Origin of the sequence: Streptomyces sp. GbtcB7, from assembly GCF_019091445.1 — a bacterium.
In the GTDB taxonomy this organism is placed as follows: Bacteria; Actinomycetota; Actinomycetes; order Streptomycetales; family Streptomycetaceae; genus Streptomyces; species Streptomyces mirabilis.
Window position 1 is genome coordinate 161,146 of record NZ_JAGXJM010000021.1, and the last position, 19,964, is coordinate 181,109.

At 70.6% G+C, this 19,964-nt stretch carries 21 protein-coding genes and 1 pseudogene; 15 read left to right on the forward strand and 7 right to left on the reverse strand.

Annotated elements, in window-relative coordinates; all coding sequences use genetic code 11:
- Positions 1-24: 24 nt before the first annotated feature.
- The 7 genes from KVT44_RS31370 to KVT44_RS31400 all read left to right on the forward strand — a co-directional run bounded on the left by KVT44_RS31370 (position 25) and on the right by KVT44_RS31400 (position 6,020).
- A complete protein-coding gene (locus KVT44_RS31370; protein ID WP_217570378.1) occupies positions 25-945 on the forward strand; it encodes a VOC family protein in 921 nt (306 codons plus the stop codon).
- A 90-nt stretch (positions 946-1,035) separates the two neighbouring features.
- A complete protein-coding gene (locus KVT44_RS31375; protein WP_217570380.1) occupies positions 1,036-2,484 on the forward strand; it encodes an NAD-dependent succinate-semialdehyde dehydrogenase in 1,449 nt (482 codons plus the stop codon).
- A gap of 5 nt (positions 2,485-2,489) precedes the next feature.
- Positions 2,490-3,284: a fumarylacetoacetate hydrolase family protein gene (locus KVT44_RS31380; protein ID WP_217570382.1), complete on the forward strand. Its 795-nt coding sequence runs from the start codon at positions 2,490-2,492 to the stop codon at positions 3,282-3,284.
- Positions 3,281-3,652, forward strand: coding sequence for a VOC family protein (locus tag KVT44_RS31385; protein WP_095856687.1), 372 nt, complete (start codon positions 3,281-3,283; stop codon positions 3,650-3,652). The genes KVT44_RS31380 and KVT44_RS31385 overlap by 4 nt, the downstream gene beginning before the upstream one ends.
- 26 nt (positions 3,653-3,678) lie before the next feature.
- Positions 3,679-4,482: an alpha/beta fold hydrolase gene (locus tag KVT44_RS31390; RefSeq protein WP_217570384.1), complete on the forward strand. Its 804-nt coding sequence runs from the start codon at positions 3,679-3,681 to the stop codon at positions 4,480-4,482.
- Positions 4,479-4,976 carry a heme-binding protein gene (locus KVT44_RS31395; RefSeq protein WP_217570386.1) on the forward strand — a complete coding sequence of 166 codons (498 nt, stop codon included), beginning with the start codon at positions 4,479-4,481 and terminating at the stop codon, positions 4,974-4,976. Before KVT44_RS31390 ends, KVT44_RS31395 begins: the two co-directional genes overlap by 4 nt.
- Positions 4,977-4,979: 3 nt before the next feature.
- Positions 4,980-6,020 (forward strand): methionine synthase II (cobalamin-independent)-like protein, encoded by a 1,041-nt coding sequence (locus KVT44_RS31400; protein WP_217570388.1) that lies wholly within the window; start codon positions 4,980-4,982, stop codon positions 6,018-6,020.
- A gap of 48 nt (positions 6,021-6,068) precedes the next feature.
- On the opposite strand, the gene KVT44_RS31405 is transcribed toward KVT44_RS31400, so the two are convergent.
- Complete coding sequence (locus tag KVT44_RS31405; protein ID WP_067374769.1) at positions 6,069-6,356, reverse strand: putative quinol monooxygenase; 288 nt, start codon at positions 6,354-6,356, stop codon at positions 6,069-6,071.
- A 235-nt stretch (positions 6,357-6,591) separates the two neighbouring features.
- On the opposite strand from KVT44_RS31405, the gene KVT44_RS31410 reads away from it, so the two are divergent.
- The 5 genes from KVT44_RS31410 to KVT44_RS31430 all read left to right on the forward strand — a co-directional run bounded on the left by KVT44_RS31410 (position 6,592) and on the right by KVT44_RS31430 (position 13,143).
- Positions 6,592-8,040, forward strand: coding sequence for an aldehyde dehydrogenase (locus tag KVT44_RS31410; RefSeq protein ID WP_217570390.1), 1,449 nt, complete (start codon positions 6,592-6,594; stop codon positions 8,038-8,040).
- 30 nt (positions 8,041-8,070) lie between these two features.
- A complete protein-coding gene (lhgO, locus tag KVT44_RS31415; RefSeq protein WP_217570392.1) occupies positions 8,071-9,279 on the forward strand; it encodes an L-2-hydroxyglutarate oxidase in 1,209 nt (402 codons plus the stop codon).
- Between the two features lie 156 nt (positions 9,280-9,435).
- Positions 9,436-10,296: an amidohydrolase gene (locus KVT44_RS31420; RefSeq protein WP_217570394.1), complete on the forward strand. Its 861-nt coding sequence runs from the start codon at positions 9,436-9,438 to the stop codon at positions 10,294-10,296.
- Positions 10,297-10,309: 13 nt separating this feature from the next.
- Positions 10,310-12,043, forward strand: a complete 1,734-nt coding sequence (locus tag KVT44_RS31425; RefSeq protein ID WP_217570396.1) for a thiamine pyrophosphate-dependent enzyme — start codon at positions 10,310-10,312, stop codon at positions 12,041-12,043.
- A 20-nt stretch (positions 12,044-12,063) separates the two neighbouring features.
- Positions 12,064-13,143, forward strand: coding sequence for an Ldh family oxidoreductase (locus tag KVT44_RS31430; protein ID WP_217570398.1), 1,080 nt, complete (start codon positions 12,064-12,066; stop codon positions 13,141-13,143).
- Positions 13,144-13,279: 136 nt separating this feature from the next.
- On the opposite strand, the gene KVT44_RS31435 is transcribed toward KVT44_RS31430, so the two are convergent.
- Complete coding sequence (locus tag KVT44_RS31435; RefSeq protein ID WP_217570400.1) at positions 13,280-14,230, reverse strand: alpha/beta hydrolase fold domain-containing protein; 951 nt, start codon at positions 14,228-14,230, stop codon at positions 13,280-13,282.
- Positions 14,231-14,465: 235 nt separating this feature from the next.
- Here KVT44_RS31435 and KVT44_RS31440 point away from each other — a divergent pair, with 235 nt between their 5' ends.
- Positions 14,466-15,194, forward strand: coding sequence for a DUF2625 domain-containing protein (locus tag KVT44_RS31440; protein ID WP_217570402.1), 729 nt, complete (start codon positions 14,466-14,468; stop codon positions 15,192-15,194).
- Positions 15,195-15,365: 171 nt separating this feature from the next.
- On the opposite strand, the gene KVT44_RS31445 is transcribed toward KVT44_RS31440, so the two are convergent.
- Positions 15,366-16,187, reverse strand: a complete 822-nt coding sequence (locus KVT44_RS31445) for an RICIN domain-containing protein (RefSeq protein ID WP_217570404.1) — start codon at positions 16,185-16,187, stop codon at positions 15,366-15,368.
- Positions 16,188-16,252: 65 nt separating this feature from the next.
- The gene (locus KVT44_RS31450; protein WP_308314165.1) at positions 16,253-16,693 is read right to left on the reverse strand and encodes a hypothetical protein; all 441 of its coding nucleotides are present in this window, start codon (positions 16,691-16,693) and stop codon (positions 16,253-16,255) included.
- A 379-nt stretch (positions 16,694-17,072) separates the two neighbouring features.
- Between KVT44_RS31450 and KVT44_RS31455 the strand changes: the two genes are divergently transcribed.
- Complete coding sequence (locus tag KVT44_RS31455) at positions 17,073-18,032, forward strand: chlorophyllase (protein ID WP_217570406.1); 960 nt, start codon at positions 17,073-17,075, stop codon at positions 18,030-18,032.
- On the opposite strand, the gene KVT44_RS31460 is transcribed toward KVT44_RS31455, so the two are convergent.
- Positions 18,033-18,551 carry a M55 family metallopeptidase gene (locus KVT44_RS31460; RefSeq protein WP_217570472.1) on the reverse strand — a complete coding sequence of 173 codons (519 nt, stop codon included), beginning with the start codon at positions 18,549-18,551 and terminating at the stop codon, positions 18,033-18,035.
- A gap of 203 nt (positions 18,552-18,754) precedes the next feature.
- Between KVT44_RS31460 and KVT44_RS58480 the strand changes: the two are divergent.
- Positions 18,755-18,865 (forward strand): annotated as a pseudogene (locus tag KVT44_RS58480) (FAD-dependent oxidoreductase); the annotation flags it as partial.
- Between the two features lie 105 nt (positions 18,866-18,970).
- Here the strand turns inward: KVT44_RS58480 and KVT44_RS31465 are convergent.
- Together KVT44_RS31465 and KVT44_RS31470 are read right to left on the reverse strand one after the other, a co-directional pair.
- Complete coding sequence (locus KVT44_RS31465; RefSeq protein WP_217570408.1) at positions 18,971-19,159, reverse strand: hypothetical protein; 189 nt, start codon at positions 19,157-19,159, stop codon at positions 18,971-18,973.
- Between the two features lie 110 nt (positions 19,160-19,269).
- The gene (locus KVT44_RS31470) at positions 19,270-19,962 is read right to left on the reverse strand and encodes a DUF6215 domain-containing protein (RefSeq protein WP_217570410.1); all 693 of its coding nucleotides are present in this window, start codon (positions 19,960-19,962) and stop codon (positions 19,270-19,272) included.
- Positions 19,963-19,964 lie beyond the last annotated feature (2 nt).

The window sequence follows — 19,964 nt, forward strand, 5'->3', positions numbered from 1 at the left end:
GGCGACCCGTGAAACGAGGAGACCATGGGAATCCAGAGAATCGAATCGGTCACCTACGGCATCGGCGACCTCGACGAATGCGCCCGTTTCTTCGACGACTTCGGACTGTTCCTGGTGGAACGGACCGACGAGTACGCGGTGTTCGAGACGCTCACCGGGCAGACCCTCCACCTCGACACCGACCCCGGGTCGCTGCTGCCGCCGCCGGTGGAAGCGGGTCCCACCCTGCGCGAGGTGGTGTGGGGCGTCGACACGGCGAAGCAGCTGAAGCGGCTCGTCACGGCCGTCGGCCGGGACCGGGCGGTCCTGGAGGACGCCGCCGGAGTGTTCCACACCGTGGACGAGACCGGATTCGGAGTCGGTCTGACCCTGGCCCGGCCTAGGCCCGCGCCCCTCACCCCCCGGCCCGCCAACTCCCTGGGCAGCGTCGAACGCTGGAACACCGCCCTGGAGCCGATCACCCGCGTCCACCCCCTGCGGATGTGCCATGTGGCCCTCAACATCCTCAAGGAGGGCCGCGAGGAGGCCGTCGCGTTCTACGTGGAACTGCTCGGCTTCCGGCCCACCGACGTGGTGAAACCCATGGGCGTCTTCATGCAGGCCCCGGGCGACCAGGACCAGCACACCATGCTGCTGTGCCACCGCCCCGACAAGGCCGGCGTCAACCACATCGCCTACGAGGTGCCCGGCTTCGACGACGTCATCGAGGGCGGCAACCACATGATCGACCACGGCTGGCGCGAGGCCCGCAGACTCGGCCGCCACACCGTCGGTTCGAACGTCTTCCGGTTCGTGCACGCACCCTGCGGCGGACGGGTCGAGTACGCCGCCGACATGGACCGCGTCGACGACCGCTACGAGACCCGGGTCCACGAGACCACCCCGCCCCACCACATCTGGGCGCTGCGCACCAACCGCGACCAGCAGGACGCCCCCGCCTCCTGACCATCCGCCGCCTTCGGCCGGGGAAACCCGCGCCCTTGGGCCGGGAAACCCCCATTCGCTTCGCTCGCCAGCCTGAGAGGGCACCCACTCATGACCTCCGACCACGGCTACCCCGCCGTCCGCATGTACATAGCGGGCGAATGGTGCCACGGCGGCACCGGACGGACCGCCCCGATCGTGAACCCCGCCACCGAGGAGGTGATCGGAGAAGTACCGCTCGCCACCACCGACGACCTGGACCGCGCCCTGGCCGGTGCCGCCGAGGGCTTCAGGGCCTGGCGCGACACACCCGTCGCACGACGCACCGCCCTCCTGCACGCCGCCGCCGACCTGCTCACCGAGCGCAGCGCCGAAGTCGGCCGGATCATGACCCTGGAGCAGGGCAAGCCCCTCGCCGAAGCCACCGGGGAGGCCCGCCGCGTCGCGGACACCCTGCGCTGGCACGCCGACGACGCCCGCCGCGCCTACGGTCGCATCATCCCCTCGGCCCCCGGCACCCTGCTGTCCGTACGACGTGAACCCATCGGTCCCGTGGCCGCGTTCGTCCCCTGGAACTTCCCGGCGGGCGGGCCGATGCGGAAGATCTCCTCCGCGCTCTCCGCGGGCTGCTCCATCATCATCAAGGCCTCGGAGGAGACGCCCGCCACCGCCGCCGCCCTCGTCGGCTGCTTCGTGGACGCGGGCCTGCCGGCCGGTGCGCTCAACCTCGTCTTCGGCGAACCCGCCGAGGTCTCCGCGCACCTCATCGCCTCCCCGGTCCCCCGTCTGATCGCCTTCACCGGCTCGGTCTCCGTGGGCAAGCTGCTCGCCGCCGCGGCCGGCGAGGTCATGAAGCCCTCCCTGATGGAGCTGGGCGGCCACGCCCCGGTGATCGTGTGCGCGGACGCCGACCCGGCCAGGGCCGCGCGCCGCGCCGCCCAGGCGAAGTTCGCCAACGCCGGTCAGGTGTGCACCTCGCCGAGCCGGTTCCTGGTCCACGAGGGCCTCGTCGAGGACTTCACCGCGGAGTTCGTGAAGGCCGCCGAAGCGGTCGTCGTCGGCGACGGCCTGGCCGAGGGCACCACCATGGGGCCGCTCGCCAACGAGCGTCGGCTCCTGGCCGTTCAGCGTCTGACCACCGATGCCGTCAGCCGGGGAGCGACCGTCCGCACGGGCGGCGAACGCCTGGACCGCGCCGGGTACTTCTTCGCGCCGACCGTCCTGACCGACGTACCGGCGGACGCGGATCTCCTGCACGAGGAACCCTTCGGACCCCTCGCGCCGATCGTCCCCTTCGCCGACCTCGACGAGGCGCTCACGACCGCGAACGCGCTGCCGTACGGCCTCGCCGCCTACGGCTTCACCGAGTCCGCCGCCACCGCCGAGCACCTGGTGCGTGAACTGGAGGCCGGCATCCTCTCCGTCAACCACTGCGGCGGCTCCGTCAGCGAGGCCCCCTCCGGTGGTGTCAAGGAGAGCGGCTACGGCAGGGAGGGCGGGCCCGAGGCCCTCGACGCCTACCTGATCACCAAGCGCGTCTCCCATCTGCTGGCGGGCTGAACGTCATGCGATACACCCGTGTCCGGGTCGGCGGACGTGCGGTGTGGGGCCGGGTGGGGGAGGAGGACATCGAGCTGTTGTCCGAGTCCCCCCTCGACGCCACGCGGCGGCAGCACAGCGAACGCGGCCCCACCGTGATCGGCACGGTGCCGCGCGCCGGCGCGACCTGGCTGCCCGTCGTCGCCCCGCCCGTGTTCTACGCGGTCGGCATGAACTACCCGCGGCACATCGAGCACGCCCGCGCCGAGGTCCCCACCCGTCCCGAGGTGGGCTACCGTGCCAACAACGCGCTCACCGGGCACGGTTCGCCCATCGTCAAGCCGGCCGACGTCGAGGGCCGGTTCGAGGCGGAGCCCGAACTCGTCGCGGTCATCGGCCGGACGCTGCGGCACGCCACGTACAACGAGGCCCGGGAAGCCGTCTTCGGCTGGACCATCGGCAACGACGTCAGCGCCCGCACCTGGCAGCACCAGGACCGCACGTTCTGGCGCAGCAAGAACAGCGACACGTTCAAGCCCATGGGCCCCTGGATCGAGACCGACGTCGACGCCCTGGCACAGACGACCACGCTCCGCGTCAACGGGGAGGTCCGGGCGTCGTTCGCGACCGGCGACATGGTCTTCGACCCCTTCGACTTCATCGTCGAGATCACCCGGCACAGCACCCTGCAGCCGGGAGACGTGCTGTGGATGGGCGCCGAGTCCACCTGCCAACTGGAGCCCGGGGACACCGTGGACATCGAGATCAGCGGCATCGGTGTCCTGTCCAACCCCGTACACGGCGAAGGGAATCCGTCATGAGCACCGCACCCCGCTACATCCACCACGTCAACTTCCCCACCACCGACCCCGACCGCACCGCCGACTGGTACACGAAAGTCTTCGGGATGAAGCGGATCATGCCCAAGTCCAACACCCGCGTGGTGCTGATGACCCGCGGCAACTTCGACCTGCACTTCACCCCGGTCGAGGAGATGGAGCGCATGGCGCCCTATCACTTCGCCGTCGAGGTCGACGACTGGGACGAGTTCCTCACCCACCTGAAGGAGCTGGGCATCCGGCACACCCGCCCGATCGAGCGGCCGGAGAACCAGTCCAAGTTCTGCTACATCCACGACCCCGACCACACCATGATCGAGCTGGTCTTCCACGGCAAGCGTCCCAACTGACCGCGTCCGGCTAGGAGTTCACTGACATGCCCATCGCCGACTCCGACGGCACCTCCATCTACTACGAGCGCCACGGCAGCGGTCCGGCGATCCTGTTCGTGCACGGCAGCGGCGGCCACCACGCCGCCTGGTGGCAGCAAGTGGCCGCACTGCGCGAGGAGTTCACGGTCGTCACCATGGACCTGCGCGGCTTCGGGAAGTCCGACGCCCCGGCCCGTCCGCACGCATCGAAGTCCGAGTTCGACGGACAGGACTTCCCCGGCGACGTCGTCGCCGTACTCGACCAGGAGGACCTGACCGACGTCATGCTCGTCGGCCAGTCCATCGGCTCCGTCGCCGCCCTGCGCGCCGCCCTCCTGCGCCCCGAGCGCGTTTCCGCGGTCGCCCTCGGCCACTCCCTCGGCGGCATCAGCCACCCCGAGCTGAAGGAACTCGCCGCCGCCGACCGCGCCGAGGCCGTCAAGCTCCCCGTCATCGACCGCCTGCTCACCCGGCGGTTCCAGCAGGAGCGACCCGACCTCACCTTCCTCTTCCAGCAGATGGGCACCTTCAACATCGCCAAGATGGCCGACCTGCGCAACCTCGACACCAACGGCCCCTCGCTGGAGGAGATCCAGAACTCGGGCGTCAAGGTCGCCTTCCTGGCCGCGGAGAAGGACGCGGTACTCAGCGTGAAGACCGTGACCCGCGCCCACGAACTGCTGCCCGGCTCACATCTGGAGATCGTCCCGGACGCCCCGCACTCCATGTACTGGGAGGCGCCCGAGCAGTACAACGTGGCCGTCGCCCAGCTGCGCCGCACCCTCACCGCACAGAAGGAAGCCGCATGAGCAGCCTCACCCTCGATGCAGCCGAAGAGATCGTCGACGCCGCCCTGAAGCGCGCCCAGGCGCTCGGGAAGGCGGTGAGCGTCGCCGTGGTGGACGCGGGAGGCTTCGTCGTCAGCGTCCGCCGCTCGGACGGGGCGCGCCCGCTCACCCCGGACATCGCCCGCGCCAAGGCGTACACCGCGGCCGTGATGCAGCGGCCCGGCAAGATGCTGAAGAAGTGGCAGGAGAGCCAGCCGGTGTTCTTCTCCCAGCTCTCCCAGCTGCCCGGCGCCGCCCAGCCGATCATGGCCACCGAGGGCAGCGTCACCATCAAGAAGGACGGCGAGATCATAGGCGGCCTCGGCATCGCCGGCGGCACCGCGGACGAGGACCAGCAGGTCGCCGACGACGTCCTCGAATCCCTCGGCTACGAGCTGGAGTTCGCCGCCTGGGGCGTCGCGGGCAAGCCGGTTCCGGACGCCGAGCAGACCGAGCAGACCGAGAAGGAGGCCTGAGCCATGGCGGACACGTTCAACTACCGCATCGACCACCACGGCAGCCTGGTCCGCCCCGGCACTCTCCTGACCGCGCGGGCCGAGGGCGACCCCGAGATCATGCTGAAGGCGGAACTCGAGGCGGTCGAGGAGGCGGTGGCCTTCCAGCGGAAGCTGCGTACCACGGTCGTCACGGACGGGGACTTCCCCCGGGAGGACTTCCGCAGCGCGGTCTTCGACGCCGTCTCCGGCTTCCGTCGCACGGACACGGAAACCCCCGACGGACTGCCGCGCTGGGTGGCGGAAACGCTGCCCAAGGCGAACGGTCCGCTGCTCGCCGACTGGGCAGGGCGACTCACCGGGCTGACGGTGATCGCCCCCAAGGCCTCGCTGCCCTCCCCGGCCTATCTGGCCGCCACCACCTTCGCACCCGAACTCGCCGCATCGGGCGGGCCCTCCTCGGCCCGTGAACTCGGGGAGGCCCTCGCGGAGATCATCCAGGCGGAGATCGCGCTGCTGGTCTCCCGGGGCGTCCGGCTCGTCCAGCTCAACAACCCGCTCCTGATCGGCCACGTCGCCACCGAGCCGGCCGCCCCCGGCGCGCTGTCCTTCGAGGACGCGCTGGCCGTCGACGCCCTGGCGGTACGGCTGGAAGAGCGCCCGGAGGGAGTCAGGATCGGCGTCTGCCCCGGCTGGGAGGCACCCGCCGCGGTGGACCGGGCCAGGATCGAGCGCCTGTACGGCGGGATCCCGGCCGACCGCTGGATCCTGCCGTACGACAAGGGCACCGACGCCGAACTCGACCTGGTCAAGGCCCTGCCGGAGGACCGCGACGCGTGCCTGGGCGTGGTGGACGCGACCGTGTCCGCACTCGAGGACATCGACACGGTGATGGCCCGCATCGACGCCGCCGCCGAGGTCAAGGACCTCGAGGACATGGCCGTATCGCCGTCCCGCGGCTTCGCCGACACGGCGACCCGTCCGCTGCTGAGCGCCGAGAACCAGCGCCGCAAGCTGGTACTGGTGGAGACCGTCGCCCGCTACTGCTGGGGCAACGAGTTCTGACCTGCGGCCCAGGGGCCGGGAAGCGCGCCCGCGCTTCCCGGCAGGCCCTCAGAGAACCTCGGCGAAGGTCACCGTGCGCTCGGTCAGCAGCGGCCACACCGTCTCCACGATCAGCTCGGTGAAGTGGTCGGCGACCTTGTGCGCGTCGAAGCCGGCGCGGTCGGCGTACTGCTCGTACAGCACGAAACCGCCCGGCCGGTCCACCTCGGCGTGCACCTCGTACGCCAGGTTCGCCGGCTCGGCACGGGTGTGCTCGCGCACCTTCAACAGCGCGGCGCGCACCGTGTCCTCGTCGGCGGGCTCGCAGCGGTAGTGGGCGACAACTGCGTAGGCCATGTCTGTCTCTCCTTAGCGGGATTCCGGCTCCCGGCGGCGTCGTACACACCGTCCGGCCTGCAGATTCCAGCACGGATCAGTCGCCCGCCGACCTGCGCGCGGCGCAAGCAATGACTGCCTGTGCGGGTCTGGTGGCACCGCCCCGACATGGTGTGTTGTCGCATCCGGCCCCCTGCGGCCGCTCCCTGTGCAGACCGCGGATCCCGCACCGCGGCGGACGAAGGAAGTGATCTCCATGCGAACCCTGGAAACCCTCTCCGGCGGAGAGTGGGTGGTGACCGGTGAGTGGATCCACGTCCACGACCCCTCCGATCTGCGGACCCCCGTCGCCCGAGTCCCCGCGCTGAGCGCCGCCGACGTCACCCGCTCCTACGACCACGCCGAGCGGGGCTTCGCCGTCTGGAAGCGCACCAGCCCCTTCGAGCGCGCCCGGATCATGACCGACGCCGCCCGGCTGCTGCGCGAGCGCCTCGCGGAGATCGCCGAGGACCTGGCGACCGAGATGGGCAAGACGCGGGCCGAGGCGACCGGTGAGACGATCAAGGCCGCGGACTTCCTGGAGTACTACGCGGGTCTCGCCCGGCAGGGGTACGGCACCCTCGTGCACGACGTCCGCCCGGACACCCGTACCCACCACCAGCGCGAGCCGCTCGGCATTGTGCTCGCGATCACCCCGTGGAACGACCCGCTGATCACCCCGGCCCGCAAGCTGGCGCCCTGCCTCGCGGCGGGCAACGCGGCCCTCCTCAAACCGGCCACCGACACCCCACAGGCGGCTCTGCACTTCGCCCGCGCCCTCCACGACGCGGGTCTGCCCGCGGGCGTTCTCAACGTGGTCACGGGGCGCGGCGCGGAGGTCTCCGAGGCGCTGATCTCCGACCCGCGCCTGGGCGCGCTCACCTTCACCGGCAGCAACGAGGTCGGCGAGGCCCTGCGCGGCCGGCTCGCCGACAGCAACATCCGCTTCCAGGGCGAACTCGGCGGCAAGAACGCCACCGTCGTACTCGCCGACGCCGACCTCACCGCCGCCGCGAAAGCTGTCGCCGCCGCGGGCTTCGCCCAGGCCGGGCAGCGCTGCACCGCTACCAGCCGGGTGATCGTCGAGCGGCCCGTGTACGAGGAGTTCACCGCGCTGCTGCTCGCCGAGGCGACCGCGCTGCGCGTCGGTCCGGGCCTCGCCGAGGGCACCACGATGGGCCCGCTGGTGAGCGCCCGTCAGCGCGACGGCGTCCTGTCCGACATCGAGCGCGCGGTCAAACAGGGCGCGACGGTCCTCGTCGGCGGCGACCAGCCGGGGGACGAGGCACTGAGCCACGGCTGCTACGTCAATCCCACCGTGCTGGGAGACATGACCCCGGAGCTGGACATCTGGCGCGAGGAGGTGTTCGGGCCCGTCGTCGCCCTGCTCCCGGTGGACTCCTTCGAGGAGGCGGTCGAGGCCGTCAACGACTCCGTCTTCGGCCTCGCCGCCGCCGTGTTCACCCAGAACCTGGGCGCCGCGTACCGCTTCGTCGACGAGGCCGAGTGCGGCCAGATCGCGGTGAACACCACCACCTCCGGCTGGGACGTCCACCATCCCTTCGGCGGCTTCCGCGACTCCGGGTCGCCGTTCAAGGAGCAGGGCGAGGAGGCCCTGCGCTTCTACACCCGGGTCAAGACGGTCGCCGTCCACTTCGGTGCCTGACGGCCTCGGCGAGAATCAGGAGGGAAGCCGATGGCTGACGAGACGATCGGCATCGTCGGAGCCGGCATCGTGGGCCTGGCCACGGGGCGTGAGATCGCCCTGCGCCGCCCCGGCACACGGGTCGTGGTGCTGGAGAAGGAGCGGGCGGTCGCCGTCCACCAGACCGGCCACAACTCGGGCGTCGTGCACGCCGGCATCTACTACGCGCCGGGCAGCCTCAAGGCGGACCTGTGCGTGCGGGGCGTGTCCGTCCTGCGCGAGTACTGCCAGGACCGGGGCCTGCCGTACGCGGAGATCGGCAAGCTCGTCATGGCGGTGCGCGAGGACGAGCTGGGCCGGATGGAGAACCTCTACGAACGGGCCAGGAACAACCATGTGCCCGAGCTGAGGAAGGTCTCCAAGGAGGAGATCAGGGAGCTGGAGCCCCACGCCGGGGGCATCGCGGCCCTGCACTCCCCGCGCACCGCGATCACCGACTACCCGGCGATCGCCCGGGAGTTCGCCAAGGACATCGAGGCCTCGGGCGGCGAGGTACGGCTCGGATTCCCGGTCACCTCGATCACCGACGTGCCGGGCGGCATCGAGGTGGCCTCCGGGCAGGAGCGTGTCCGCGTCGACCGGCTGATCCTCTGCGCGGGCCTCCACTCGGACTCCGTCGCCCGGCTCGCCCAGGACAAGAAGGAGCCGAGGATCGTCCCGTTCCGGGGCGAGTACATGCTGCTCAGGCCGGAGCGGACGGACCTGGTGCGCGGGCTGATCTACCCGGTCCCGGACCCGCGTTACCCCTTCCTCGGCGTGCACTTCACCCCCCGCGTCGACGGCTCCGTCGAGGTCGGTCCGAACGCCGTCCTGGCCCTGGCCAGGGAGGGCTACACGCTCGGCAGGATCTCACCGAAGGACCTCGCCGGACTCGCGGCCTACCCCGGCTCCTGGAGGATGGCCGCCCAGCACTGGAGGACCGGCATCAGGGAGTACCGCGGCTCGCTGTCCAGGGCGGCGTTCATGAAGGACGCCCAGCTGTACGTCCCCGGCGTCGGCGTCTCGGACGTGGTCCGCGGCGGAGCCGGCGTACGCGCCCAGGCCCTGGACCCGGACGGCACGCTCGTGGACGACTTCCGCATCCACCAGGTGGGCCGGATCACCGCCGTCCGCAACGCGCCCTCCCCGGCCGCCACGGCCTCCATGGCGATCGCCGAGCACCTCGTGGACGCCGTGCTCGGCAACGCTTCCGCAATCTGAAAATGCCCTGCGTACGGGGGACTTTCGCGCAAGTAGTGCTTGCATCCCGGGGACTCGGCAACGCCCCACCACCCGCCTAGCGTTCCTTCCACACCACCCCGCCACCCCCTTCCCTTCGAGGGAAGCACTTCCCCTTCGAGAGAAAGAGCCGAGGACATGTTCGTTGTCGACACGCAGATCCACATCTGGAAGGAAGAGACCCCGGACCGCCCCTGGGTCCCGGGCGCGCGTGAGCGCATCCGCCTCAACGGCCACCGCGAGGACCCCTTCTCCTACGAGGAGGCCCTCGAGCTGATGGACGAGGCCGGCGTCAACCGGGCGCTGATCCTGCCCCCGTCGTGGGAGGGCAACCGCATCGACTACGCGCTCGAGGCCTGCGAGGCGCACCCCGACCGCTTCGGCATCATGGCCCGCGTCCCGCAGGACGACCCGGTCGAGGGCACCGCCCTGCTGAAGGAGTTCGCGCAGAACCCGTACATCAAGGGCACCCGGCTGACCTTCCACCGTCCCCAGGACCGCAACTGGATGATCGACGGGACCAACGACTGGTACTGGCCGATCGCCGAGGAACTCTCCATCCCCACCATGGTCCACGCCCCGATCTGGAAGCGTGAGCTCGGCCAGATCGCCGCCAAGCACCCCGGGCTGAAGATCATCATCGACCACATGGGCATCATGGCCCGCTGCGTGGACGACGCGATCGGCTACTGGGTCCAGGAGACCGCGGACCTCGCCGAGCACCCCAACATCTACGTCAAGGTCTCGGCCCTGCCGGGCTACTCGACGCAGCCCTTCCCGAACAAGAACATCGAGAAGTACGTGCGCGAGATGGTCGACAAGATGGGCCCGCAGCGCTGCTTCTACGGCACCGACATCACCCGGCTGCTCGGCCACGGCATCACCTACACCGACACCATCGAACAGTTCACCAAGCACTGGGACTTCACCCCCGAGGAGCTTGAGTGGATCATGGGCCGGGGTATCTCCGAGGTCCTCAACTGGCCGATCGAGGGCTGAGGAAGCACACGAGATGACGGACACCCGAAACACACCGGACGCCGCCGGAGGCGACGGCGGCGATGCCTTCGTGGCCGCCTTCAACGCCGTCGGCGCCGACTACCTCTTCTGCTCCTCGGGGTCCGAATGGGCCCCGGTGTGGGAGTCCCTCGCCCGCCGCCACCGTGACGGACTGCCATGCCCGCGCTACCTCGACCTGACCCACGAGACCGTCGCCGTCGGCATGGCCACCGGCTACGGACTGATCGAGCGCCGGCCGCAGGGCGTACTGCTGCACGCGGCGCCCGGACTGCTGCAGGGCTCCATGGCCGTCCACGGCGCGCTCCTCGCCGGCGTCCCGATGGTGGTCGCCTCCTCGGAGTCGACCACGTACGGCGACGGCCCCGGTCAGGACCCGGGCGGCCAGTGGTACCGCAACCTGTCCCTCGTGGGCGGCCCGCACGGCGTCGCCAGGCCCTTCACCAAGTGGGCCAACGAGGCGGCGAGCGTCCACACCCTGCCCACGATGATCACGCGGTCGGCGGAGCTGTCCTGGCGGGCCCCGGCGGGCCCGGCCTACCTCAACATCCCCCTGGAGATCCTGCTGGAGGAGTGGGACGGCCGCGAGGCTGTGCCCGTCGTCCCGCCGGGCTCCACGCACAGCTCACCCGAAGAGGTCGACCTCGTCGCCCAGCTGATCCGCGAGGCGGACAGCCCCGTGATCGTCACCGAGACGGCGGGCCGTGAGGCGGGCGGCTTCGAGGCACTCCTCGCCTTCGCCGAAGCCTGGAACATCCCGGTCGTCGAGCCCGACTCTGCCGTGTGCGGCAACTTCCCGCGCACCCACCCGCTGCACGCCGGCAGCGACATCGGCCCATGGATGGACGAGGCCGACCTCATCCTCCTCGTCAACTGCCGCGCGCCCTTCTACCCGCCCTCGCGCCGCCCGTCGAAAGCGCGGATCGTCGTCATCGACGAGGTGCCGCAGCGCCCGCACGTCGTCTACCAAGTCCTTTTCGCCGACCGGTACTTGGAGGGCAACGCCGCCAACACCCTCCGCCAGCTCACCAAGCGGGCGAAGGCCGCCCACGCCGACGAGACAGCGGTGGCCGCCGCCACCGCGCGGCGCTGCGCGCAGGAGGAGCGGCACGCCGACGAACAGGCCGCGATCGCCGCGGCCGAGGCGAAGGCGGCAGGGGCCGAGGGCATCGACCCGGTGCTCGTGGCCGCGACCCTGCGCGGGCTGCTGGACGGGCGGGACGCGATCGTCGTCGACGAGACGATCACCCACAGCCGCGTCGTGAAACGCCATGTGCAGACCTCCGACCCCGACTCGTACTTCTATGTGCAGGGCGGACTCGGCCAGGGCATCGCGGTGGCCCTCGGCGTCAAACTCGCCGCCAGGGAAAGGCCCGTGGTCCTCACCATCGGCGACGGGGCCTTCGCGTACAACCCCGTCATCCCGTCGTACGACGCCGCCAAGGCGTACGACCTGCCGCTGCTGATCGTGGTGTTCAACAACCGCGTCTACAAGTCGATGAACCTCAACCACCGCAGGTTCTACCCCGAGGGCGCGGCCGCCGAGACCGGCGAGTGGCTCGGCACCGACCTGCACCGGCTGCCCCGACTGGCCCAGTTCGCCGAGCCGTTCGGCATGCACACCGAGACCGTCGACGCGCCGGACGCGCTCGCCCCCGCCCTGGAGCGCGCGCTCAAGGCCGTGGCGGAGGGCACCACCGCCGTCGTCGACGTTCTTGTCACCCGCTGACCCAGGAGGCCCCCGCCACCATGTCTGACGCCCCAACGCCCAAGCCGGGCAAGGTCCTTGTCCCCGCCGACGACCTGCGTGCCTTCGCCGCCGCCCTCCTGGAGAAGGGCGGACTCGGCCCCGAGCACGCCCGCACCACGGCCGACGTGTTCGTCTGGGCCGCGCTGCGCGGCGTCGACTCCCACGGCACCGCGCGGGTCCCCGCCTATCTGGAGCTGCTCGCCAAGGGGGTGGCCAACGCCCAGCCCGAGATGACGTTCGAGTCCAGCGCGACGGCGGTCGCCGTCCTGGACGCCGATCGCGCGCCCGGCCCGGTGGCCCTGACCGCGGCCGCCGAGGAGGCGGTGACCCGGGCCAGGGCGGGGGGTGTCGCGGCTGTGGGGGTGCGCCGGACCGTCCACACCGGTGCCATCGGCTACTACGTGTCGAAGATCGCCGAACAGGGCCTGGTCGGGATCGCCTTCGTCGCCGGGATGCCCAACATGGGCTACACCGGGGTCAAGGGCGCGGCCGTGGCCACCAGCCCGCTCGCCATCGCCGTACCCGCCGCGAGCCACGCGCCGCTCCTGCTGGACATGGCCACCGCCACGATCGCCCTGGGGAAGATCCGCCAGGCCAGGGCGAGCGGCACCCCGCTGCCGGAGGGGGCCGCCGCCACCGCGGACGGCACTCCCACCACCGACCCGGAGGAGGCGGTCATGCCGCTGCCGCTGGGTGGCGCCAAGGGGTCCGGCATGTCGCTGGCGTTCGAACTGCTCACCAGCGTGCTCGTCGGAGCGCCGATCTTCGCCGCCTTCCACTCGGACGATCCCCAGGGCCGGGGGCACCGCCAGAACGCCCTGATCATCGCCATCGACCCGGCGGCCTACGGCGACGCGGACGCCTTCACCGCGGCCGTCGACGCCACTCTGGGCACGCTCAAGGGCCTGGCCGCGGCGGACGGCGCCGAGGGGGTGTTCTACCCCGGTGAGCGCAGTGCCGCCGTGAGTGTGCGGCGTGCCGAGAAGGGGGTACCCGTGGCGGCGAAGGTGTGGCGTGAACTGACGGAGAGCGCTGACAAGTTGGGCATCACGCCACCCGAGGCCCGCTCGCAGGGCTGACAGTCACCTCCATGGAGAGGGGGATGGAGGAGCGGGTGGTCGGGGCGTCCGACGTGCGGCGGGCGCCTCGTCCGTCCCGGGCCCGCCCGCTCAACCGCCTCCGGGCCGCCTTGCCCATCCCGGAGTGCGACGCTGCTCAACCAGCCTCGCGCGCCTCGGGGTTGACGGCCCGCCGCACATGACGGGCGATCACGGCGTAGGTCTCCAGGGCCTTCTTGTCGTCCTTGCCGTCGTACCCGTGATCGACTCCGAGCACGTCGTGGTGCTCGACGAGGGCGCCCGCCCGCTGAAGACGCTCGGCGTAGCGCACGGCTTCCGCCTTGAGGAGGTCGTACTCCGCCGTGACGACCAGAGCCGGGGCGATGCCCTTGAGGTCGGCGGTGTCGGCCGCGCCCGCGGGGGACACCAGCCGGTCGGCGCGCTCGCGCGGGTCGGGGACGTACGAGCTGTCGAAGATCTCTCCCATCCAGGGGCGCAGCACCGGCTTGGCGATGGCGGCGCGCTTGTCCCGGGCGCTCGTCGCGAGGTCCAACGGCGGGTAGTGCAGGACCTGCAGGGCGATATTGGGCCCGCCCTCCTCGAGTGCCTGGCGTGCGACGGCCGCGGCGAGACCACCTCCGGCGCTCTGTCCGCCCACGGACAGACGGCTGCCGTCCCAGCCGTGCTCGCCGCCGTGCTCGGCGATCCACCGGACGACCTCGAAGGCCTGCCGGGGCGGGGCGGGGAACGGGTGCTGCGGGGCCACCACGTAGTCGACGTTGACCACGGCCACCCCCGCCTCGGCGGCGAGGAAACGACAGAGCGGATCGTCGATCTCCGTCAGCGGCAACACGTACCCGCCACCGTGGAAGTTGACGTGAACCGGCGGCGGCGGACCCTCGGACGTCGGCAGGTACACCACGACCCGGGCCGGAGCGACCGAGGTCGGGACCGTCAACTCGCTCACGGAGCGCGGGAACTCGGGGAAGCGGCTGTGCGAGGCGGCCGCCGAACCGCGTCCGCTCGGGCGCCGGTCGGCCGCCATGGCGAGGCGCTGCATCGACTTGGCGGCGAAGGAGGCCACTCCGGGCCGGGCAAGGAGAGACATACGGTTCCGATCGTCGAGCCGCGTCGCCAATCAACAGGATTCCTGGCAATTGGTGGGGCGATGCTAGCACGGGCGCCCGAGACGCACCTGACGTCGTCGACGCCTTCATCCTCAGCTGCCGTGAGGTATGCGGCGACGGTTGCCTCGCACGTACCGGCCTGACCATGGAGCGGCGGGTGGTTCGTCGAAGCGCCCTGGCGGTTGAGGCGGAGGGTGAGGATGCAACGATGCGGACATGCGCGAGTTGAGGCAGCTGATCGATGTCGAGGAACCGGCCTGGCCGGAACTCAGGGAGACACTCGCTGCCGGGCCACTGTCCGTCGAGGTGCTTTCTCCTGACAGCGACCTGGGTGAGGCGTCGCTTCTCCAGTTGCAGGTCACGGCGCGGTCGTACCTGGGCGCTATGGTGCTGCACTGCGGCGGTCTCCTCGTGGACGACGGATGGTTGCGGGTGTTCGGCAGCCCCGTGGAAGGGGCGGCACGCGGGGTGCCGAGCCTGGCCCGGGTCAATCAGTTTCCCGGAACGTTCGACCCCGGGTGGCGAGCCGATACCGGCCTGGTGGTGGCACACGACGTGCTGGGCGGCGTCTTCGCTCTCAACGGAGAAGATCCCGCTGGCGCCGGCCGTCCCGGAGCCCTCGGGGAGGTTGTCTACTTCGCCCCGGATTCCCTTCGCTGGGAGGCTCTGGGCGTCGGCCACTCGGCGTGGATGGCCTGGCTGGCGTCCGGGGCACTCGGTGACTTCTACGCGGATCTCCGCTGGCCGGGCTGGCAGGACGAGGTCCGGGTGCTGAACGGCGATCAGGGCCTGTCACTTTTCCCCCCGTTGTGGTCCGCCGAGGCACGCCAAGATCTCTCCGCGACCAGTCGTCGCGCCGTGCCCCTGACGGAGTTGCTCGGCGTCGCCCGGGACTCGCGCCTGCAGTTCGACGGGGTTGATGCGGGCTTTCTCGGCGCTGTGTGACCTGGTCGGCCGGTCCAGCGGGCGGGCGGATCAGGGCGCCCCATGGCCGGGTGTCCATGATGTCTCTCCTGCGCGCCGGGCCCACGCCGGACGACGGCGTGACGTGGCACCCGCCGCGCCGCACGTCCGTAGGCTTCCCAGCGAGCCCCCCCATGATTGACCGGACGAGTCCTAGACGGTCCCGCCGTTGTTCCACAGCTGCTGGGGCTGGTCGCTGTTGCAGGCGATCAACATCAGCTCCTTGCCGCCGCCATTGGGCGCGGAGCCGATCTCCAGGCAACGCCCGGTCTCAGTGTTCTTCAGGGTCTGACCTGCCGTGGTGCTGCTTCCGATACGCCATTTCACGTGACCAGTTCCTCCGATGCCGCTGCAGTTTTCCAGCACGGCCGCGTTGCCGTAGAAGGGCTCTGACAGGCAGTTTCCGCTCGCGCGGTTGACCAGCTCGAAGGTGTTGCCGGAGGAGCGTAACGTCCACGAGTAGGCATCGCTGGAACTGCAGGTCCCCAAGCCGGGGTTGACGGTGCCGTCGCCGGATGAAACACACTGGCCGGTCGAGACGTTCCGGAGGTGCGACACGGACCCCGGGGAGAGCTTGGTTGCCCCGGACTCCGCGGAGGGCGGCGCCCCGGCTTCGGGCGTGGCCGCCGCACCGGTCCGCTCCGGCTGGGCCACGGCTGCCGCGGAGCCGGACGCGCGCACGATCGGTGCCGACGGGGAACCGGTGGCGGACGGCGGCCCGGAAGGCGACGGTGTCCCGGAGAACCACGGTGCCGTGGAGGACCGCCCCGGGCCCGACGAGGACGAGTCCGGCCCGAGAGTGATGGCCGTGATCGTCCCGCCCGCCACGACGACGGGCACGACCAGCATCCGCAAGCGGCGTGCACGCTGCTTGCGGATGTACGTGACATGGTCGGCGTGGCCGACCGCCACCGACCCATGGGAGGCGGTGACGTACGGGACCCGGCTGTCACCGGCGGCGCCGAAGCCCGCCATGTGCAGCAATCTTCCCAGGAACACGCCGCGGCTACGGCGCTGTGGATGTGAGGAGCCGGGGGCGGTCAGTCCTGGACCGGCCCCGGCTTCGGAGGGTCCACGCGCACACCTCCGTTGACCACACCGGCGACAACCGATCCGTTTGTGGCCTTCATGACGACGTCGCCGGTGACCGCGAACCCACCGGTACCGGCCGAGGTACCCGAGGCGGAAGCGTGCTGCCGGACATGCTCGACCAGGGTACGCAGCGCCCTGACGGCCTCGTCCCTTTCGGGTTCCGGCAGATCCTGGAGCAGGTCCGTGAAACGCGTTTCCCAGGACAGGGACTGTGCGACACGTACCCGTTCCAGCGCTCCCTGCGCGTCTTCGTCGGATGCCCGTGCGAGATCGGCGGCGGTCTGGTCAAGGCGCTGCAACACCGCCTCTTCTCGTTGCCCTTCTTGTCCCAGGAGCCGGGCCACTGTTGTTCGGGTCCCTAACCAGGCATCGGTGCCGGCCGCCGTCACGACCGCCGTTCCTCCCGAAGCGGCAAGTCCGACCAAGATTTCCGGCAACATCCACATCCCCTATGAACAGTTGAGTGACGGACCTTCAGCCACGCCATTCAACACGCCTCGTCGGGTGCAGGGGCGACGAATCCGACAACGGGGCGACCGACCAGGAGAAGGATTCGGAACTCGCCGGACCGGCCACGTTCGCCGACGCGCACCCCGCTCTCCCTCTGGCGGCCGTTGACAAAGCGGAACGTTGCTCCGTATCGTAATCGGAACGACGCTCCGCTTGATGTGGAGTCGATGCCGGACGCCCCTGACGGGGCCTGACCGCCTCCCCCGCCGTCAGCCGAATGAGACCGGCAGCACAGGTCATTGAAGGGAAATACGCATCATGAGTGAATCGACGTACCCCGCCCACACCTTCGGTCCGCCCACTCCAGTGCTCTCGGTCAGTCCCGTAGTGCTGCCGGCTCCCGGTCGAGCCGTGGACCTGGAGGTGCGCGTCTCCGCGCCCGTGACCGGGAGCGACCTGCCGGTCATCCTCCTCTCGCACGGCCAGGGCTTCTCGAACCACCTCTCGTCGCTGAACGGCTACGCCCCCCTCGCCAACTTCTGGGCGGCGCACGGCTTCGTCGTGATCCAGCCCACCCATCTGAGCTCGAGGACGCTGAGCCTGGATCCCGGTACCCCCGGGGGGCCTCTGCACTGGCGCTCACGGGCCGAGGACATGACGCGCATCCTCGACCGACTCGACGTGATCGAGGCCGCCGTACCGCAGCTTCTCGGGCGCCTGGACCACGACAAGGTCGCCGTGGCCGGGCACTCGATGGGCGGGCACACCGCGAGCCTGCTGCTCGGCGCCCGGCTCACCGATCCGGACGACGGAACGGAAGTGAACCTGGCCGAGCCCCGGATCAAGGCGGGTGTACTGCTTGCCGCGCCCGGCAGGGGCGGCGATGCCGTCACCGAGTTCGTGGCCGAGAACTATTCGTTCTTCTCGACCATGGACTTCTCCAAGATGGCGACGCCCACGCTCGTGGTCGCCGGCGACAAGGACGCCTCCACCCACCTGACGGTTCGGGGCCCGGACTGGCACGCAGATCCGTACTTCCTCTCCCCGGGCCCCAAGTCCCTGCTCACCCTGTTCGACGCGGAGCACGGGCTCGGCGGGGTTTCCGGATACGACGTCGCCGAGACCACGGACGAGAAGCCCGAGCGAGTGGCTGCGGTCCAGCGGCTCACCTGGGCCTACCTCCGCACCGAGCTCCACCCCGGGGATTCCGCTTGGCAGGCGGCGCGTGACGCGCTGGCGGCCGACCCCGACCCGCTCGGACGAGTCGAATCCAAGTAATCAGCAGTACGGTGGCTGGTTGGTGAGGGAAGCCGCTACTCGCATCCACACTCCGAACAGCCGGTAGAGGCTGGGCAGAGGGCCCTGCGCCTGGACGGTCCGCGTGTCCGTCGAGGCGACCCCTGGAATTCCCAGGAGGGTGGAGGCCACTGAGGCCGACTGCCAGCGGACGGTGAGCGTGGACGGGCCCGATGGGACCACCGTGGCCGGTCGTTGCGCGGACAGGCCGGCGGCGACCGCCTCCTCGATCGCGGCACGTGCTTCCTCGGGGGGTCGCAGATCCGCCGCGAATCTGTCCCGCGCATTCTTCACGGCCACGGTGGTGACGGAGGCGTCCCATTCGGCCATCTCCGCGCAGGCGCAGTCGTCACCGGTGAGGACCGCCACCGGAACGCCGATGGCCGCCGCGGTGGCGTGGGCCAGGCCGATCTCGCCCACCGGCCGGCCGCCGGGCTGTACATCGTCAGCGTCGACGAGCCCTGTGACGCCCTCCATGTCCGCGCTGATGTAGATCCGCACTGCGGACACTCCTCAAGCTTGATCGCTGAGGAGACGACTGCCACTCCTCCTACGGTTCCGCTGGGCGCGATGGCCTGCGTCACGGTGTGGAGGGGAGCGCGGATTTGCCCTGTTGGTCTGTGGAGTGACCTGTCTCACATGCTGTCACAGCGATCGATTCCGCGGTGTCTTGAGGCCGAACCCCCGGCAACGAAGGAGACACCATGACGGAGAACACCGATGTGGTCGTGATCGGCGGCGGACACGCCGGCGTCATGACGGCCAATCGCCTGACGCGGCGCGACGACGTGACAGTGACTCTGGTCAACCCGCGTGTCCACCGCCTGCCAGGGGTCGGTGACATCCGGGCCCGGTACGGGGTCTTTCCGTCCCGCCCGCCGCAGGTACCCGGCGAGCACGTTGTGGGCCACCCCGAACAGTCAGCCCCGAGCCGACCCGCGCGAGGGGTCGAACGTGCGCCGCGCGGCGAACGCCTGCAACCACGCCTCGGCCGGCCGATCGTCCGCCGCGCCGGGCATGCGCCGGGCGAAGTGACCGTGCAGGGCGGGCGAGTACTTCTCCACGAGTTGAGTGAACGCCGCGGGGTCGCCGGTCGCCGACCGCGTCAACTGGGCGTCGCTGTCGCGGTGATCGCCACTGTTGCGTCTGCCGTGCTCGGCACGCCGCCGGCACCCGAGCGAGCGGGGGCCGGCCTTCGACGTGGTCGGTGTGTGCCGGGTCAGCCGTTGACCCAGCCCGGTATCGTCGGCAGCACCCTCTCGGCGACGCTGAGCAGTGCCGCGTCGTCGGGTACGACGGAGTCCTGGCGCCAGATGGCGATCTCGTAGGAGCCGCCGCCGTCCTTCGAGTCCTGGGCGACCAGCAGGCTGCGGGCGATGCCGCCAGGGCCGGTGTCGGTCTTGCCGTCGCCGTTGAAGGTGATGGCGATGGTCTGGTCCGAGTAGAGGACCGCCGGGTGTCCCAGGACCGTTCTCTTCTGCGCGGTGTTCAGGAGATCGGCCATCTGGGCGACCGGGAGACGGTCGTAGGACGCCGAGATCTTCACCGAGTAGGTCTTCAGCGTGACAGTGGCCTCGGGGGTGGCGATCTCGGTGCCGCCGGCGAGCTTGACCGAGCTCTCGTTGCCTCCGGCCGTCTCCGCCTGCTCTGCCGGGGTTCCGAGGAGCGTCGGCAGGTCCGAGCGGTTCAGCGCCGTGCACAGCTGGGCTCCGGAGACGTGCTTCGACGACCCGGTGTCCTGCGTGGGCTTCGAGGACGAGCAGGTGGCCGGGTCCCTGTCACCGGAGTTCCGCTCGGAGACCCCCTGCAGTACCAACAGTCCGGCCCCCAGTCCACCGACCACCACCACCGCCGCGATGGCCTGGGCCCATGCGTTCGGGCCCTGCTTGGCTTCGGCGAAATCCTCGGTCATGT

What these genes read in the sequence shown, in the direction of transcription:
- KVT44_RS31370 (WP_217570378.1), top strand. Translation starts at nt 25, where the DNA reads ATGGGAATCCAGAGAATCGAATCGGTCACCTACGGCATCGGCGACCTC.
- KVT44_RS31375 (WP_217570380.1), top strand. Translation starts at nt 1,036, where the DNA reads ATGACCTCCGACCACGGCTACCCCGCCGTCCGCATGTACATAGCGGGC.
- KVT44_RS31380 (WP_217570382.1), top strand. Translation starts at nt 2,490, where the DNA reads ATGCGATACACCCGTGTCCGGGTCGGCGGACGTGCGGTGTGGGGCCGG.
- KVT44_RS31385 (WP_095856687.1), top strand. Translation starts at nt 3,281, where the DNA reads ATGAGCACCGCACCCCGCTACATCCACCACGTCAACTTCCCCACCACC.
- KVT44_RS31390 (WP_217570384.1), top strand. Translation starts at nt 3,679, where the DNA reads ATGCCCATCGCCGACTCCGACGGCACCTCCATCTACTACGAGCGCCAC.
- KVT44_RS31395 (WP_217570386.1), top strand. Translation starts at nt 4,479, where the DNA reads ATGAGCAGCCTCACCCTCGATGCAGCCGAAGAGATCGTCGACGCCGCC.
- KVT44_RS31400 (WP_217570388.1), top strand. Translation starts at nt 4,980, where the DNA reads ATGGCGGACACGTTCAACTACCGCATCGACCACCACGGCAGCCTGGTC.
- KVT44_RS31405 (WP_067374769.1), bottom strand. Translation starts at nt 6,356, where the DNA reads ATGGCCTACGCAGTTGTCGCCCACTACCGCTGCGAGCCCGCCGACGAG.
- KVT44_RS31410 (WP_217570390.1), top strand. Translation starts at nt 6,592, where the DNA reads ATGCGAACCCTGGAAACCCTCTCCGGCGGAGAGTGGGTGGTGACCGGT.
- lhgO (WP_217570392.1), top strand. Translation starts at nt 8,071, where the DNA reads ATGGCTGACGAGACGATCGGCATCGTCGGAGCCGGCATCGTGGGCCTG.
- KVT44_RS31420 (WP_217570394.1), top strand. Translation starts at nt 9,436, where the DNA reads ATGTTCGTTGTCGACACGCAGATCCACATCTGGAAGGAAGAGACCCCG.
- KVT44_RS31425 (WP_217570396.1), top strand. Translation starts at nt 10,310, where the DNA reads ATGACGGACACCCGAAACACACCGGACGCCGCCGGAGGCGACGGCGGC.
- KVT44_RS31430 (WP_217570398.1), top strand. Translation starts at nt 12,064, where the DNA reads ATGTCTGACGCCCCAACGCCCAAGCCGGGCAAGGTCCTTGTCCCCGCC.
- KVT44_RS31435 (WP_217570400.1), bottom strand. Translation starts at nt 14,230, where the DNA reads ATGTCTCTCCTTGCCCGGCCCGGAGTGGCCTCCTTCGCCGCCAAGTCG.
- KVT44_RS31440 (WP_217570402.1), top strand. Translation starts at nt 14,466, where the DNA reads ATGCGCGAGTTGAGGCAGCTGATCGATGTCGAGGAACCGGCCTGGCCG.
- KVT44_RS31445 (WP_217570404.1), bottom strand. Translation starts at nt 16,187, where the DNA reads ATGGCGGGCTTCGGCGCCGCCGGTGACAGCCGGGTCCCGTACGTCACC.
- KVT44_RS31455 (WP_217570406.1), top strand. Translation starts at nt 17,073, where the DNA reads ATGAGTGAATCGACGTACCCCGCCCACACCTTCGGTCCGCCCACTCCA.
- KVT44_RS31470 (WP_217570410.1), bottom strand. Translation starts at nt 19,962, where the DNA reads ATGACCGAGGATTTCGCCGAAGCCAAGCAGGGCCCGAACGCATGGGCC.